Origin of the sequence: Achromobacter sp. Marseille-Q4962, from assembly GCF_943737005.1 — a bacterium.
GTDB lineage: Bacteria > Pseudomonadota > Gammaproteobacteria > Burkholderiales > Burkholderiaceae_B > Achromobacter.
Genome location: NZ_CALSFU010000001.1, coordinates 93,468 through 107,560 on the forward strand (window position 1 = coordinate 93,468; position 14,093 = coordinate 107,560).

General features: G+C 69.9%; 14 protein-coding genes. 8 read left to right on the plus strand and 6 right to left on the minus strand.

Annotated features, from left to right (window positions below; translation table 11 throughout):
- The first annotated feature begins 29 nt into the window (after positions 1–29).
- The 4 genes from NGJ44_RS00395 to NGJ44_RS00410 all read left to right on the plus strand — a co-directional run bounded on the left by NGJ44_RS00395 (position 30) and on the right by NGJ44_RS00410 (position 3,811).
- The gene (locus NGJ44_RS00395) at positions 30–839 is read left to right on the plus strand and encodes a thiazole synthase (RefSeq protein ID WP_251862777.1); all 810 of its coding nucleotides are present in this window, start codon (positions 30–32) and stop codon (positions 837–839) included.
- On the plus strand, positions 836–1,672 hold the full coding sequence (gene thiD / locus NGJ44_RS00400) for a bifunctional hydroxymethylpyrimidine kinase/phosphomethylpyrimidine kinase (protein ID WP_251862778.1): 837 nt from the start codon (positions 836–838) through the stop codon (positions 1,670–1,672). The genes NGJ44_RS00395 and thiD overlap by 4 nt, the downstream gene beginning before the upstream one ends.
- 116 nt (positions 1,673–1,788) lie before the next feature.
- On the plus strand, positions 1,789–2,469 hold the full coding sequence (locus NGJ44_RS00405; RefSeq protein ID WP_251862779.1) for a protein-L-isoaspartate O-methyltransferase family protein: 681 nt from the start codon (positions 1,789–1,791) through the stop codon (positions 2,467–2,469).
- 4 nt (positions 2,470–2,473) lie between these two features.
- Positions 2,474–3,811, plus strand: a complete 1,338-nt coding sequence (locus NGJ44_RS00410) for a TolC family outer membrane protein (protein WP_251862780.1) — start codon at positions 2,474–2,476, stop codon at positions 3,809–3,811.
- Between the two features lie 56 nt (positions 3,812–3,867).
- Here the strand turns inward: NGJ44_RS00410 and NGJ44_RS00415 are convergent, their stop codons facing one another.
- The 6 genes from NGJ44_RS00415 to ubiE form a co-directional block, all read right to left on the minus strand.
- Positions 3,868–4,356 (minus strand): adenylyltransferase/cytidyltransferase family protein, encoded by a 489-nt coding sequence (locus NGJ44_RS00415; protein ID WP_053246583.1) that lies wholly within the window; start codon positions 4,354–4,356, stop codon positions 3,868–3,870.
- A gap of 76 nt (positions 4,357–4,432) precedes the next feature.
- Positions 4,433–5,311, minus strand: a complete 879-nt coding sequence (locus NGJ44_RS00420) for a ferritin family protein (protein ID WP_053246582.1) — start codon at positions 5,309–5,311, stop codon at positions 4,433–4,435.
- Between the two features lie 206 nt (positions 5,312–5,517).
- On the minus strand, positions 5,518–7,071 hold the full coding sequence (gene ubiB / locus NGJ44_RS00425; protein WP_053246581.1) for a ubiquinone biosynthesis regulatory protein kinase UbiB: 1,554 nt from the start codon (positions 7,069–7,071) through the stop codon (positions 5,518–5,520).
- A 3-nt stretch (positions 7,072–7,074) separates the two neighbouring features.
- Positions 7,075–7,716 (minus strand): ubiquinone biosynthesis accessory factor UbiJ, encoded by a 642-nt coding sequence (locus NGJ44_RS00430; RefSeq protein WP_053246580.1) that lies wholly within the window; start codon positions 7,714–7,716, stop codon positions 7,075–7,077.
- A gap of 172 nt (positions 7,717–7,888) precedes the next feature.
- The gene (locus NGJ44_RS00435; RefSeq protein ID WP_251862781.1) at positions 7,889–8,896 is read right to left on the minus strand and encodes a Tim44 domain-containing protein; all 1,008 of its coding nucleotides are present in this window, start codon (positions 8,894–8,896) and stop codon (positions 7,889–7,891) included.
- A 145-nt stretch (positions 8,897–9,041) separates the two neighbouring features.
- Positions 9,042–9,815, minus strand: coding sequence for a bifunctional demethylmenaquinone methyltransferase/2-methoxy-6-polyprenyl-1,4-benzoquinol methylase UbiE (gene ubiE / locus NGJ44_RS00440; protein ID WP_251862782.1), 774 nt, complete (start codon positions 9,813–9,815; stop codon positions 9,042–9,044).
- A 152-nt stretch (positions 9,816–9,967) separates the two neighbouring features.
- Between ubiE and phoB the strand changes: the two genes are divergently transcribed.
- The 4 genes from phoB to NGJ44_RS00460 are packed head-to-tail and all read left to right on the plus strand — an operon-like array spanning position 9,968 to position 14,083.
- Entirely contained in the window at positions 9,968–10,666 is a 699-nt protein-coding gene (gene phoB / locus NGJ44_RS00445) for a phosphate regulon transcriptional regulator PhoB (protein WP_053246744.1), read from the plus strand.
- Positions 10,667–10,679: 13 nt separating this feature from the next.
- Positions 10,680–11,984: a phosphate regulon sensor histidine kinase PhoR gene (gene phoR / locus NGJ44_RS00450; protein ID WP_053246745.1), complete on the plus strand. Its 1,305-nt coding sequence runs from the start codon at positions 10,680–10,682 to the stop codon at positions 11,982–11,984.
- A 39-nt stretch (positions 11,985–12,023) separates the two neighbouring features.
- Entirely contained in the window at positions 12,024–12,698 is a 675-nt protein-coding gene (locus NGJ44_RS00455) for a heavy metal response regulator transcription factor (protein WP_053246746.1), read from the plus strand.
- A complete protein-coding gene (locus NGJ44_RS00460; RefSeq protein WP_251862783.1) occupies positions 12,695–14,083 on the plus strand; it encodes a heavy metal sensor histidine kinase in 1,389 nt (462 codons plus the stop codon). The genes NGJ44_RS00455 and NGJ44_RS00460 overlap by 4 nt, the downstream gene beginning before the upstream one ends.
- Positions 14,084–14,093 lie beyond the last annotated feature (10 nt).

Genomic DNA, 14,093 nt, shown 5'->3' on the forward strand with positions numbered 1-14,093 from the left:
GCCGCGCGCCCCGCCCTGCAGACACCGCCATGACCACTCAAGACACGCTCATCATCGCCGGCCGCGCCTACCGTTCGCGCCTGCTCGTCGGCACCGGCAAATACAAGGACTTCGAACAGACCCGCGCCGCCCTGGACGCCAGCGGCGCCGAAATCGTCACCGTGGCCATCCGCCGCACCAACATCGGCCAGAACGCCGGCGAGCCCAACCTGCTGGACCACGTGCCGCCCTCGCGCTTCACGCTGCTGCCCAACACCGCCGGCTGCTACACGGCCGACGACGCGGTGCGCACGCTGCGCCTGGCCCGCGAGCTGCTCGACGGGCACGACCTCGTCAAGCTGGAAGTGCTGGGCGATCCGCACACCCTGTTTCCCAACATGCCGGAAACGCTGAAGGCGGCCAAAACGCTCGTCGACGAGGGCTTCAAGGTCATGGTGTACTGCACCGACGACCCCATCCAGTGCCGCATGCTCGAAGACCTGGGCGTGGTGGCGGTGATGCCGCTGGCCTCGCTGATCGGCTCCGGCATGGGCATTCTCAACCCCTGGAACCTCAAGCTCATCATCGAGCAGTCCAAGGTGCCGGTAGTGGTGGACGCCGGCGTGGGCACGGCCTCCGACGCCGCCATCGCCATGGAGCTGGGCTGCGACGCCGTGCTGATGAACACCGCCATCGCCGCCGCCCGCGATCCCATCCTGATGGCCAGCGCCATGAAGAAAGGCGTGGAGTCCGGCCGCGAGGCCTACCTGGCCGGCCGCATGCCGCGCAAGCTCTACAGCGGCTCGCCCAGCTCGCCCACCGAAGGGCTGATCACCGCCGCGCCGGCCCACGCCAAATGAGCGCCGGCAAGACGGGCGCGCGCCCCGTTCCGAACGCGCTGACCATCGCCGGGGTGGACCCCTCCGGCGGCGCGGGCATCCAGGCCGACGTCAAGGCCATGAGCGCGCTGGGCGCCTACGGCTGCGCGGTCATCGCCGCGCTCACCGCGCAGAACACGCAGGGCGTCACGGGCATCTCGCCCGTGCCGCCGGCCTTCGTCGGCCAGCAGATCGACACGCTGTTCGCCGACGTGCGCATCGACGCCGCCAAGATCGGCATGCTGGGCCAGCGGCCGGTGATCGAAGTGGTGGCCGACCGGCTCGCCCACTGGAAGCCCGCCCACGTGGTGCTGGACCCCGTCATGGTGGCCAAGAGCGGCGACCTGCTGCTCGAACGCGACGCCGTGGGCGCGCTGCGCGACGCGCTGCTGCCGCTGGCCACGCTGCTCACGCCCAACCTGCCCGAGGCCGGCGTGCTGCTCGACGAGCGGCCCGTGGAAACGCTCAAGGAAATGCGCCGCGTGGCCGAGCGGCTGCGCAACCGCATGGCCTACGACGGCCAGCGCTGGGTCATGGTCAAGGGCGGCCACCTGCCCGGCAGCGACACGGTAGACCTGCTGCACGACGGCGACCGCATGATCGAGTTGCCCGGCCACCGCATCGACACGGCCAACACGCACGGCACCGGCTGCACCCTGTCGGCCGCGCTGGCGGCCCTGCTGCCGCAGCTGAACGACGTGCCCGAGGCGGCGCGCCGCGCCAAGGCTTACCTGACCGAAGCCATCCGCCAGGCCGACCGCCTGTCGGTGGGCTCCGGCCACGGCCCCGTGCACCATTTCCACGCCTGGTGGTGAATCGTTCCCGGTTACAAATACCGGGCCCCGGGCGGCCTCGCGCCGCCCCCCGTCACACCGCGCTACGAATCGGTACAATGGGCGGCTGATTCTCCCCCTGTTTTTTCCAGACCGTCATGAACGCTTCGACCCTGCCCGACGTAGAACAAGCCCGCTTCAACATGGTGGAACAACAGATCCGCCCGTGGGATGTTCTGGACCCCAACGTGCTGCAAGCGCTGTTCGACGTGCGCCGCGAGCAGTTCGTGCCCCCCGCGCTGCGCGCGCTGGCGTTTTCCGACCTGGAAATCCCGCTGGAAATCAACGGCGTCAACACGCGCCAGAACATGCTCGCGCCCAAGCTGGAAGCCCGCCTGGCGCAAGACCTGCAGCTGACCAAATCCGACTGCGTGCTCGAAATCGGCACCGGCTCGGGCTACCAGGCCGCCCTGCTCGGCTACCTGGCCCAGCAGGTCACCTCGGTCGAGATCGACAGCCGCCTGGTGACCTTCGCGCAGCAGAACCTGCAGATGAACAACGTCGCCAACGTCAAGGTCGAGACGGGCGACGGCCGCAACGGCTGGGGCTCCACCGAATACGACGCCATCCTGGTCACGGGCTCGGTGCCGACGGTGCCCGATGCGCTCAAGTACCAGCTACGCGTGGGCGGCCGCCTCGTCGTGGTGGTGGGCCAGACTCCCATCATGACCGCCTGTCGCATCACCCGCACCACGGCGGCCAGTTTCGAAACCGTCAATCTCTTCGAAACCGTCATCAAGCCGCTGCGCGGCGTCACGGTATCCCAGTTCAAATTCTGATCTCATGCGCGTCCGGCAGCTAGCGGCTTTACTGGGTTTTGCCATCGCCGCCGGCGCCGTCGCGCCCGCATCCGCCGCGCAAGACCTCATGCAGGTCTGGCAGGCGGCCCTGAGCCGCGACCCGATCTATGCGGCAGCCCGCGCCAGCTACCGGGCCGGGCTCGAAAAAGAGCCCCAGGCCCGCGCCGGCCTGCTGCCCGCCGTGGGCGCCGAGATCACCGGCGGCTACAACGAAACGCGCAGCTCGCGCGGCTTCGGCGTGGCCTACGACCGCGGCCGCGGCACCTGGGACCTGGTTCTCACCCAGCCCCTGTTCGACTGGGCGCGCTGGCAGAACTACGAACAGTCCAGGCTCGTCACGGCCGACACCGAAGTACAGTTGCAGCAAGCCTACCAGTCGCTGCTGCTGCGCGTGGCCGAAGCCTACTTCAACGTGCTTTCCGCCCAGGACGCGCTGGCGGCCACCGAGGCCGAGAAGGCCGCCGTGGCCGGCCAGCTCGAGGCGGCCAAGCGCAATTTCGAGCTGGGCAACGCCACCGTCACCGACACCTACGAAGCGCAGGCCCGCTACGAGCTGGTCGAGGCCGAGGAGCTGCGCCTGCAGAACCAGGTGGAGGTGCGGCGCGACGAACTGGCCCGCATCATCGGCGCCGCGCCGGGCGCGCTGGCCGAGCTGCCGCCCGCCGTGCAACTGCCCGCGCCCACGCCGGCCCGCCTGAACGACTGGAGCGTGCAGGCCGAATCCTCCAACCTGGACGTGCTGCGCGCCCAGCTGCAAACCCGCATCGCCGCGCGCGGCATCGAAATCGCGCGCAGCGGGCACTACCCCACGCTGGCGCTGCGGGCGGCCAGCGGCACGTCCAGCGACGCGGTCATGGACAGCTCGGCCACGGCGCCGGGCAAGCCCATCAACAACTCCATCGGCGTGGTGCTGTCCATTCCCCTGTACTCGGGCGGCGGCGTGTCGTCGCAGGTCACCGAACAGGTGCAGCTCGAACAGAAGGCGCGGCACGATTTCGAAACGGCGCGGCGCCAGGCCATCCAGGCGGCGCGCGAATACTACACCGGCGTGATAACCGGGCTGGCGCGCATCCGCGCCCTGGAGGCGGGCGAAAAATCCAGCCGCGCCGCCGTGGAGGCCAACCGCACGGGCTACGAGGTGGGGGTGCGCATCAACCTGGACGTGCTCAACGCCCAGCAGCAGCTCTACGCCACCCAGCGCGACCTGGCCCTGGCCCGCTACGGCACCGTGCTTTCGGGGCTGCGCCTGAAGGCGGCCAGCGGCATCCTGGCCGAAAGCGACCTCGAAGCCATCAACCGCCTGCTGCGCGAGCCGCGCTGAAAGACGCCGGCGCCTGCCCTGCCCGCCATGCATGAACCGGCGAGCAGCGGGCTGCTCTACCCCGCCTGTATCTTGCGCACCAGCGCCGTGGTGGAGCGCTCGAATTCGAAAGGAATCGCCACCGCCCTGCCGCCCCACGACTTCACGAGCGCGGTTTCGGGCAGTTTTTCCATGTCGTAGTCGCCGCCCTTGACGATGAGATCGGGCCGCAGCTCGCCGATAAGCGCCTCGGGCGTGTCTTCGTCGAAAGACGTCACCAGGGTGACGCAACCCAGCGCGGCCAGCAGGGCGGCGCGGTCTTCCATGCGATTGAGCGGCCGCTCCGGCCCCTTGCCCAGGCGGCGCGCGGACGCGTCGGTATTGACGGCCACGACCAGCGTGGCGCCCAGCTGGGCGGCCTGGTCGAGGTAGGTGGCATGCCCCCGGTGCAGGATGTCGAACACGCCGTTGGTGAACACCAGCGGGCGCGGGTAGCGGCCCGAGGCGATGGCGGCGACGCACTCGGCGCGGGACAGGACTTTGGATTCAAAGCGGGCGGCGGTCATGGGCGAATTGTACGACGCCGCCCTCCCGGGGCGGCCGGGGCCAGCCGGCGCCCGAAGCTGCCCCGTGCGGGCGGCCCTAGGCGCCCGCCGGCGCGATCTCGCGCTCGCGCGGCGCGACCAGCGCGGTCATTTCCTTGCGGTAGCGGTTGAGGTCCTTGACCGTCTCGAAGCTGCGGTCCATGAGCTTGGACAGCACGTGCAGGATGCGGCTGGCCACCTTCTGTTCCCAGACGCCGTCGAAGCGGATCTGCTGGTCCAGCCAGTGCTCCAGCCAGCCCGGCTCGGGCAGGCGGGACTGCACCGTGTCGTTGGGAAACAGGGCCTTGTTCACGTGCAGATTGGTGGGGTGCAGGGCCTGCTGGGTGCGCGAGGCCGAGGCCATGAGCACGCCGATCTTGGAAAACGCCAGCCGGGCCTGCTCGCTGACGCGCTGGCCGCGGTCGTGCAGGGCGCGGCGCATGTATTGCAGGTAGGCGCCGGCGTGGCGGGCCTCGTCCTGGGCCACGGTGCGGTAGATGGACTTGATGACCGGCTCGGTATGCCATTCGGCCGCGCGGCGGTACCAGTGGTTGAGGCGGATCTCGCCGCAGAAGTGCAGCATCAGCGTCTCCAGCTCTGGCGCGGGGTCGAACTCGAAACGCACCTTGTGCAGCTCCTCTTCGGTGGGCGCCAGATCCGGGCGGAAGCGGCGCAGGTATTCCATGAGCACCAGCGAATGCTTCTGCTCCTCGAAGAACCACACCGACATGAAGGCGCAGAAGTCGCTGTCGCCGCGGTTGTCGCGCAGGAACATCTCGGTGGCCGGCAGCGCCGCCCACTCGGTGATGGCGTTCATCTTGATGGTGTGCGCCTGCTCGTCCGAGAGCTTGCTGCGGTCGAAATCCCCCCAGGGGATGTCGTGCGCCATGTTCCAGCGCACGGCTTCCATGGTCTTGAAGAGTTCGGGATAAAGCATGGTCTGCCCTTGTGTCGCCCCCGCGGGGCGTTGGTGATCGTGGTGGACGGCGCCCGGGGAACCCGCATGCCCCCCGGGGCGCCGGCCCTCGCTGGTCCGGCCCCAGGCCGCAGGCGCGGCGCAGGAACATTCTTTCCGCCGTTGGCGTATATCTGATGACGGTTTCGTGACCGAAACGTGACGATGGCGCTAGAACATGAAACCGCCTACCGTGTCAGCGCCCAAAGGGCGACCGCGATGCCCAGGGCCACGACGCCCACCAGGGCGGCGACCAGCCGGTTGTTCTGCTCCTGCGCGCGGCGCAGCTGCGTCAGCTCCGCCAGCATGGCCGGCGACACATTGGGCCGGCCCAGGTAGTCGTGGACCAGGCGGGGCAGCGCGGGCAGCGTCTGCGACCACTGCGACGCCTCTTTCTCGAGGCTCTGGCGCAGGCCCTGAATGCCCACCCGCTGGCGCATCCAGCGCTCCAGGTAGGGCTTGGCGGTTTTCCAGAGGTCGAGGTTGGGGTCGAGCTGGCGGCCCAGCCCCTCCACGTTGAGCAGGGTTTTCTGCAGCAGCACGAGCTGCGGCTGGATTTCCACGTTGAAGCGGCGCGACGTCTGGAAGAGCCGCAGCAGCACCTGGCCCAGCGATATCTCGGACAGCGGACGGTCGAAGTACGGCTCGCACACGGCGCGCACCGCGCCTTCCAGTTCTTCTTCGCGCGTGTCCGGCGGCACCCAGCCCGATTCGATGTGCAATTGGGCCACGCGCCGGTAATCGCGGTGGAAGAACGCCAGGAAGTTCTGCGCCAGGTAGTTCTTGTCGAACTCCGAGAGCGAGCCCACGATGCCGAAATCCAGCGCGATGTAGCTGCCCAGGGTATCGGGGCGGTCGGAAACGTAGATGTTGCCCGGGTGCATGTCGGCATGGAAGAAGCCGTCGGTGAACACCTGGGTGAAGAAGATTTCCACCCCCGTGCGGGCCAGCCTGGGGATGTCGATGCCCGCGGCGCGCATGCGTTCCACCTGGCCCACGGGCACGCCGTACATGCGCTGCATGGTGAATACGGTGGAAGCGGTGTATTCCCAGATCACCTCCGGCACGATGAGCATGTCGCCGCGCCCGGATTCCGGGCCGAAATTGCGGCGCAGCTGGCTGCAGTTGGAAGCCTCGCGCACCAGGTCCAGCTCGTCGTGCAGGTATTTGTCGAATTCGGCCACCACCTCGCGCGGCTTCAGGCGGCGCCCGTCCGGGCCCAGGCGCTCGATGACGCGCGCCACGATCTTCAGCAGCGACAGGTCTTTTTCGATGATGTCCAGCATGCCGGGGCGCAGCACCTTGACGGCCACCTCGCGGCCGTCGCGCAGCACGGCGAAATGCACCTGGGCGATGGAGGCCGAGGCCACGGGGTCCACGTCGAACTGGGCAAAGAGCTTGTCGGGCGGCGCGCCCAGCGCGGCTTCGATGCAGGCGGCCGCCTGCGCCGAGGGGAACGGCGGCACGCGGTCCTGCAGCAGCGCCAGCTCGTCGGCGATGTCGGCGGGGATGAGATCGCGCCGGGTGGAAAGCACCTGGCCGAACTTCACGAAAATCGGACCGAGCGACTCCAGCGCCCGCCGCAGGCGCAACCCGCGCGGCTGGCGCGGGCGCGTGCCCAGGCGGATGACCCGCAGCAGCAGCGTGGCCAGGGGATGGTTCAGACTGGAAAGCACCAGCTCGTCCAGGCCGTAGCGCAGCGACACCAGGGTGATGCGAAGCAGACGGAACAAGGGAAACATGGATCAGCCGCCCCGCTTCGCGCCGGCCGGGGCCAGCCGGGATTCCAGGGAAGCCGCCGCCCGCGCCAGCGCGTCGGCGCGCGCGTTCAGCTCGGCGAGGTCCAGGCGCCATTGCTCCAGGGCCGGACGGCCCAGCAGCACGCCGCTCTCCTCGGCCAGGTATTCGCCCACATTGCCCGCCAGGCGCTCGCCCGCCGTGCGCATGCCGCCGACCGCCGCCCGCGCGCCGCTCACCAGTCGCACGGCGGCGATGTCGCCCACCACGCGCGCCAGCGCGTCTTCGGGATCCCAGCGCAACTGCCTGGCCAGGTCGGCCACCACCTGGGCCAGCGCGGCGTCGCCCGAGATATGGGTGGCGTCGGCGAAATCGGGCGCATGGCCGCCCGCCGCCGGCAGGCCTGGCACCGGCAGCTTCCCGGGCGAAACCGTCAGCGTCACGTCGGGCACCACCGCCGCGTCGGCCAGGTCGGCCAGCCCTTCGCTGTCGATGGTCAGCCCCAGCGTGAACCCGCCCAGCGCGAACCGCACCGTCTTGCCGGCGTGCCGGACCAGGCGCTCGCGCGCCCAGGCTTCGCGCCGCAACAGGGCGTTGAGCGCATTGACGGCCAGCCGCGAGGGAGTGGGCAGAAACGAAAAAGGCAGCATGATACGCAGGGACACCCGAAGACGGGTCCGCCGGACGGAGTTGATGACTAAACCGGGAGTGTACCGGGTCGCCGGCGTTTTCGACCGGGCATGCGAAAACCGGCCCTTGCGGGCCGGTTCATGGGTTCGGCAAACCGGCCGGCGGGCGGGCCCGCCGGCGCGGGGCGCCGCGTCAGCTCGCGTATTCGACCGGAATCTGCTGGATGCCGGCCAGCAGCCAGCCGCCGTTGGACGGCTTGAACAGGTTCCAGACTTCTTCGAAGCGGAAGGCCTCGGCGCCCGGGGTTTCGCGCAGCATGCCGGAGAAGCGCACGCTGGCGAGATGGCCGTCGGACACGGTTTCGATACCCAGCAGCTCCGCGTTGAGCAGCACCACTTCGGTCTTGTTGGCGGCGCTGCCGCGCTCGGCCAGCTGGGGCATGAGTTCGGCGATGAGATCGTCGGTGAGGAATTCGCGCAGGCGGTCCGTGTCGCCGCTGTCCCAGACGGCCTGGATGCGGACGAACTGCTCCTTGGCCTGCTTCAGGAAGCCGACGGTGTCGAAGTCGCCGGGAATGAACCAGTTGCCGTCCTCGCCGGCCTTGGGCAGCGCCGCGGCCGGGGCGGCGGCCGCGACAGAGGCCGCCGGGACCGCCGCCGGCGCAGCCGGGGCAGCCGGTTTCAGGCTTTCGCGCCACAGGGACTGCTGGCCCTGCTGGCCGGCGCCCTGGCCGTACGCGCCCTGGGCGGCAGGCCGCGGGCCGGCGCCGCGCAGGCGGCGCACGATGAACATGATGGCGAAGACGACCAGCGCGATCAGCAGCGCGGAAGACAGGAATTCGGCAAAGGCGCCCGACAGGCCCAGGTGCGAAAGCAGCGCGGCGATGCCCAGGCCGGCGGCGATGCCGGCGATGGGGTCGAGCCAGCGCGACGCGCCGCTCTTGGCGGCGGCGCCCGCGGTCGCCGCGCCCGCCGTGGCGGCGCCGGCGGCCGGCGCCGCGGCGGAATTCGCGGCGTTGGGACGCGCGGCCGGCGGCGTAACCGCCTGGCGCTGCTGGGTGATGTTGGTGGACTGGCGGCCCACGCTGGCGCCGCCGCCCATGCGCCGGGCTTCGGCGTCAAAGGATGCGGTCACCATTGCCGTGCCGGCGACGGCGACGAGCGCCGCGGCCAGAAACCGCGAAAAACAGATCTTCGACATAGATAGGGGCTCCCTCGTGCTTGCGCCCGCCTTTTTGGGGGACGAAGTATTCTTACAGAAATCTGAATGGCGTAAGAATAACGGACAAGGCGTCCCCCCACAAGTTCCCTTGCGGGTGCGCGGCCTGTCCGTGGACGAACGGGGTTCAGCTCAGCTTTACGCCCTCGTGCAGCGCGGCGATGCCGGCCGTGAGGTTGAAGTACTGGACGCGCTCCAGTCCCGCCGTGCGCAGCATGTCGGCCAGCGTCTCCTGGTCGGGGTGCATGCGGATGGATTCGGCCAGGTAGCGGTAGCTGGCCTCGTCCTTGGCGATCTTGCGGCCCAGCCAGGGCAGCACGTTGAAGGAATACCAGTCGTAGGCGGGCGCGAGCGGCTTGGCGATGCGCGAGAATTCCAGCACCAGCAGCTTGCCGCCCGGCTTGAGCACCCGGGTCATCTCGGCCAGGGCGCGGTCTTTGTGCGTCATGTTGCGCAGGCCGAAGGCCACGCTGACGCGGTCGAAATAGCCCGTGGGAAATGGCAGGCGCTCGGCGTCGCAGACGGCCACCGGCAACAGCAGGCCGTCGTCGGTGAGGCGGTCGCGCCCCACCCGGAGCATGGAATCGTTGATGTCGGTGAGCCAGACTTCCCCGGTGGGGCCGGCCCGCTTGGCGAAGGCGCGCGCGAGGTCGCCCGTGCCGCCGGCGATGTCCAGCACCTTCATGCCCGGACGCACGGCGGCCCGGCCGATGGTGAAGGCCTTCCATACCCGGTGCAGGCCCGCCGACATGAAGTCGTTCATGATGTCGTAGCGCTGGGCCACCGAATGGAAGACTTCCGCCACCTTGCGGGCCTTTTCGCTTTCAGGGACGGTCTGGAAGCCGAAATGCGTGGAGCCGGCGGCATCCGCCGATTGTTGCGGTTCGGAGGGGTTTTGCATGGTGTGTTCCCGATATATCGTGAAATGGTAGCCTATCGGGCGCGAACCGGCGCGCAAAACGCCCGGGCGGCGGTCACATACCTGAAATATTGCGGCCATACTATCGCAACGTTCGCGCCGCGCCGGCGCTTCGAGATGTTTCAATTTCCGCCATGTCCAGCACCATACTCGTCGTCGAAGACGAACCCGCCATCCAGGAACTCATCGCGGTCAACCTGTCGTTTGCCGGGCACAAAGTGCTGCGCGCTTTCGACGCCGACCAGGCCCAGACGCTCATCCGCGCCGAACTGCCCGACCTGATCCTGCTCGACTGGATGCTGCCCGGCACCTCGGGCCTGGCGCTGGCGCGCAAGCTGCGCAACGATGAGCGCACGCGCGCGGTGCCGGTCATCATGCTCACGGCCAAGGGCTCCGAGCAGGACAAGGTCGACGGCCTGGAGGCCGGCGCCGACGACTACATCACCAAGCCCTTCTCGCCCAAGGAGCTGATGGCCCGCATCAAGGCCGTGCTGCGCCGCCGCGCGCCCCAGCTCACCGACGACGTGATCGACGTGGGCGGCCTGAAGCTGGACCCGGTCACGCACCGGCTTTCGGGCAACAGCCAGGCCCTGCAGATCGGCCCCACCGAATTCCGGCTGCTGCATTTCTTCATGACCCACCCCGAGCGGGTCTTCTCGCGGTCGCAACTGCTCGATCAGGTCTGGGGCGACCACGTCTTCGTGGAGGAACGCACGGTGGACGTGCACATCCGCCGCCTGCGCAAGGCCCTCGAACCCACCGGCCACGACGCGCACGTGGAAACCGTGCGCGGCAGCGGCTACCGTTTCACGGCCCAGCTCCCGACGCGCTGACACGCCGCTTTCGATGATCTGGCTGCGCACGCTTTTCCTGGTCGCCCTGTGGGCGCTGGCCGCGCTCGCCGCGCATTGGCTCATCGGAGAGCCAGCCGGCTGGATCGTCTTCGCTTCGGCGCTGGTCGCCATGCTGTTCTGGCGCAGCTGGCGGCTGCAGAAAGTGTCGTACTGGGCGCGCCACCCCGATACCGCGCCCCCGGCCTCGGTCGGCCCCTGGGACGACATCCTGGCGCCGCTCTACCGTTACACGCGCGCCCGCGCCCGCGAGCTGGCCGACACCCAGCGCGCCATGCAGGGCATGCTGGCGGCCGCCCAGGCCCTGCCCGACGGCGCCGTCACCATGAACGAGGATTTCCAGATCGACTGGTGCAACCGCATGGCGCGCCAGCACCTGGGCCTGCGCCTGCCCGCCGACCGCGGGCACAACCTGCTCAACCTGCTGCGCGCCCCCGAGTTCGTGGAGTACGCGCACCGGGGCTCGTGGCCCGAGCCCATTCTCGTGCGCCTGGGGCAGAACGGCCAGGAGCGGCTCATGATGATGCAGCTCACGGCCTACGCCAGCAATCAGCGCCTGCTCATCACGCGCGACGTGACGCAGATCGAGCGGCTGGAAACCACGCGCCGCGATTTCGTGGCCAACGTCTCGCACGAGCTGCGCACGCCGCTCACCGTGCTGGCGGGCTTTCTCGAGACGCTGCGCGAAATGCCCGACGAGGCGCTGCCGGCCGAGCAGCGCGCGCAATACCTGGCCATGATGCACGAGCAGGCGCAGCGCATGCAGGCCATCGTCGAAGACCTGCTGACGCTGTCCACGCTGGAATCGTCGCCCGGCGGCGACCAGCGGCCCGTGGACATGCGCGCCCTGCTCGAAAAGGCCCGCCAGCAGATCGAGGCCCTGTCCGGCGGACGGCACACGCTGCGCTGGCACATCGACGAATCGCTGGACGTGGTGGGCACCGAAACGGAATTGGCCTCGGCCATCTCCAACCTGCTCACCAATGCGGTGCGCTATACGCCCGAGGGCGGCGAGATCACCGTGCGCTGGGAGCGCGACGAGGACGGCGGCGCGCGCTACAGCGTGCGGGACACCGGCATCGGCATTGCCGCCCGGCACCTGCCCCGGCTGACGGAGCGCTTCTACCGCGTGGACCGCGGCCGCTCGCGCGCCGTGGGCGGCACGGGCCTGGGCCTGGCCATCACCAAGCACATCGCCATGCGGCACGATGCCGAGCTGCTCATCAGCAGCGAGCCCGGCAAGGGCAGCGTGTTCACGCTGCGGTTCCCGCCCGAGCGCATCGCCGGCGACGCCGGCTGAAGCGGCCGCGCCGGCCGCCCGGGTGGTACATTTCCGCCCATGCGCATCCTGGTCATCGAAGACGAACCCAAGCTGGCCGGCTATCTCAAGAAGGGACTGTCGGAGCAGAGCCACGTCGTGGACCTGGCTCACGACGGCATCGACGGCCGCCACCTGGCGCTGGAAGGCAGCCACGACCTGATCGTGCTGGACGTCATGCTGCCGGGGGTGGACGGTTTCGAGGTGCTGGCCTCGGTGCGCGCCCGCAAGAACACGCCCATACTCATGCTCACCGCCCGCGACGCGGTCGAGGACCGGGTCCGCGGCCTGGAAGGCGGCGCCGACGACTACCTGGTCAAGCCCTTCGCTTTTTCCGAGTTCCTGGCCCGCGTGCAGGCGCTGCTGCGGCGCGGGCGCGCGCAGGAGCCGGTGGTGCTGCGCCTGGCCGATCTGGAGCTGGACCTGGCCCGCCGGCGCGCCACCCGGGGCGGCCAGCGGCTGGACCTCACGGCCAAGGAGTTCAACCTGCTCGCGCTGCTGCTGCGGCGCCAGGGCCAGGTGCTGTCGCGCACCACCCTGGCCGAACAGGTGTGGGACATGAATTTCGACAGCGACACCAACGTCATCGACGTGGCCGTGCGCCGCCTGCGCGGCAAGCTCGACGATCCCTTCCCCGCCAAGCTGCTGCACACCGTGCGGGGCATGGGCTACGTGCTGGAATCGCGCGGCCCATGAAGCCGCCGCGCATGGGCTCGATGCAGGCCCGGCTGACGCTGCTGCTGGGCGCGATCGCCCTGCTGGTTTCCAGCGTCGCCGGCGCCACGCTGTTCTGGGCGCTCAAGCGCGAAGTGGCGCGGCAGGAGATTACCGAGGCCAGCGGCAAGTCCGAGCTCGTGGAGCACCTGATCGACATGCAGGGCGGCGCGGGCGGACTGGACGAGCTGGCCGCGGCCCTGGATGGCATGCGCGCCGGCCACGGCCACCTGGGCATCTGGATCGAAGACGGGCGCGGCGCCCTGCTCTACGGCGGCGAGCCGCCTCGCATCCTGCAGGCGCTGCCCGGCCGGGAAGTCGTGCTGCAGGCCGCCGACGGCGCGCGGCTGCGCGGCCTGCGCATGCCGCTGGACGAGCGCCTGGCGCCGGGCGGCCAGCTCACGGTGGCGGTCGGCACCGATGCCGGCGCCCGGCTGCTCTACGCCTACGGCACGGCGCTGCTGCTGATCTGCGCGCTCTGGGTGGGCGCCACGGTGATGCTGGCGGCCTGGGCCGTGCGCCGCAGCATGGCGCCCGCCCGGCGGCTGTCCGAGCAGGCCGCGCGCATCCAGCCCGACAACCTGGCCCTGCGCCTGCCCCTGCAGGACACCGACCGCGAACTGCACGATCTGGTGCGTTCGTTCAACCGCACGCTGGAACGCCTGCAGGCGGCCTACCAGCAGATGGAAGGCTTCAATGCCGACGTGGCCCATGAGCTGCGCACGCCGCTGGCCACCCTCATCAACGGCACCCAGGTCATGCTGTCTTCGCCGCGCGAGGCGGCCGAGCTGCGCGATGCGCTGGAATCCAACCTGGAAGTGCTGGAAGACCTGAAGACCCTGGTCAACGACATGCTGTTCCTGGCGCGCGCCGATCGCGGCGAGCGGGCCGCCGAACTGGCGCCGGTATCGCTGGCCGCCGAGGCGCGCCGCGTGGCCGAGTTCTACGAAGCCGCGCTGGAAGAGCGCGGGCTGCGGCTGCGCTGCGAGGGCGATGCCGTGGCGGCCGCCAACCCCGGGCTGCTGCGCCGCGCGCTCGCCAACCTGGTTTCCAACGCCATCCAGGCCACGCCGCGCGGCGGCGAGATCGTGCTGGCCTGCCGGCAGACGCCGGCCGGCGCGCGCGCCGAAGTGCGCAATCCCGGCCCGCCCATCGCGCCAGCCGACCTGCCGCGCATCTTCGACCGCTTCTTCCGGGCCGGGGCGCCCCATGCCGCGCGCGGCGAGGGGCACGGGCTGGGCCTGGCCATCGTGCGCGCCATCGCGCTCATGCACGGCGGCGGCGCCGATGCCCGGTCCGACGCCGCGGGCACGGTGGTCGGCATCACGCTGCGCGGGCCGGACCGCGCCAACATTACAGAAAAGTAATCCGGCCGAC

What these genes read in the sequence shown, in the direction of transcription:
- NGJ44_RS00395 (WP_251862777.1), top strand. Translation starts at nt 30, where the DNA reads ATGACCACTCAAGACACGCTCATCATCGCCGGCCGCGCCTACCGTTCG.
- thiD (WP_251862778.1), top strand. Translation starts at nt 836, where the DNA reads ATGAGCGCCGGCAAGACGGGCGCGCGCCCCGTTCCGAACGCGCTGACC.
- NGJ44_RS00405 (WP_251862779.1), top strand. Translation starts at nt 1,789, where the DNA reads ATGAACGCTTCGACCCTGCCCGACGTAGAACAAGCCCGCTTCAACATG.
- NGJ44_RS00410 (WP_251862780.1), top strand. Translation starts at nt 2,474, where the DNA reads ATGCGCGTCCGGCAGCTAGCGGCTTTACTGGGTTTTGCCATCGCCGCC.
- NGJ44_RS00415 (WP_053246583.1), bottom strand. Translation starts at nt 4,356, where the DNA reads ATGACCGCCGCCCGCTTTGAATCCAAAGTCCTGTCCCGCGCCGAGTGC.
- NGJ44_RS00420 (WP_053246582.1), bottom strand. Translation starts at nt 5,311, where the DNA reads ATGCTTTATCCCGAACTCTTCAAGACCATGGAAGCCGTGCGCTGGAAC.
- ubiB (WP_053246581.1), bottom strand. Translation starts at nt 7,071, where the DNA reads ATGTTTCCCTTGTTCCGTCTGCTTCGCATCACCCTGGTGTCGCTGCGC.
- NGJ44_RS00430 (WP_053246580.1), bottom strand. Translation starts at nt 7,716, where the DNA reads ATGCTGCCTTTTTCGTTTCTGCCCACTCCCTCGCGGCTGGCCGTCAAT.
- NGJ44_RS00435 (WP_251862781.1), bottom strand. Translation starts at nt 8,896, where the DNA reads ATGTCGAAGATCTGTTTTTCGCGGTTTCTGGCCGCGGCGCTCGTCGCC.
- ubiE (WP_251862782.1), bottom strand. Translation starts at nt 9,815, where the DNA reads ATGCAAAACCCCTCCGAACCGCAACAATCGGCGGATGCCGCCGGCTCC.
- phoB (WP_053246744.1), top strand. Translation starts at nt 9,968, where the DNA reads ATGTCCAGCACCATACTCGTCGTCGAAGACGAACCCGCCATCCAGGAA.
- phoR (WP_053246745.1), top strand. Translation starts at nt 10,680, where the DNA reads ATGATCTGGCTGCGCACGCTTTTCCTGGTCGCCCTGTGGGCGCTGGCC.
- NGJ44_RS00455 (WP_053246746.1), top strand. Translation starts at nt 12,024, where the DNA reads ATGCGCATCCTGGTCATCGAAGACGAACCCAAGCTGGCCGGCTATCTC.
- NGJ44_RS00460 (WP_251862783.1), top strand. Translation starts at nt 12,695, where the DNA reads ATGAAGCCGCCGCGCATGGGCTCGATGCAGGCCCGGCTGACGCTGCTG.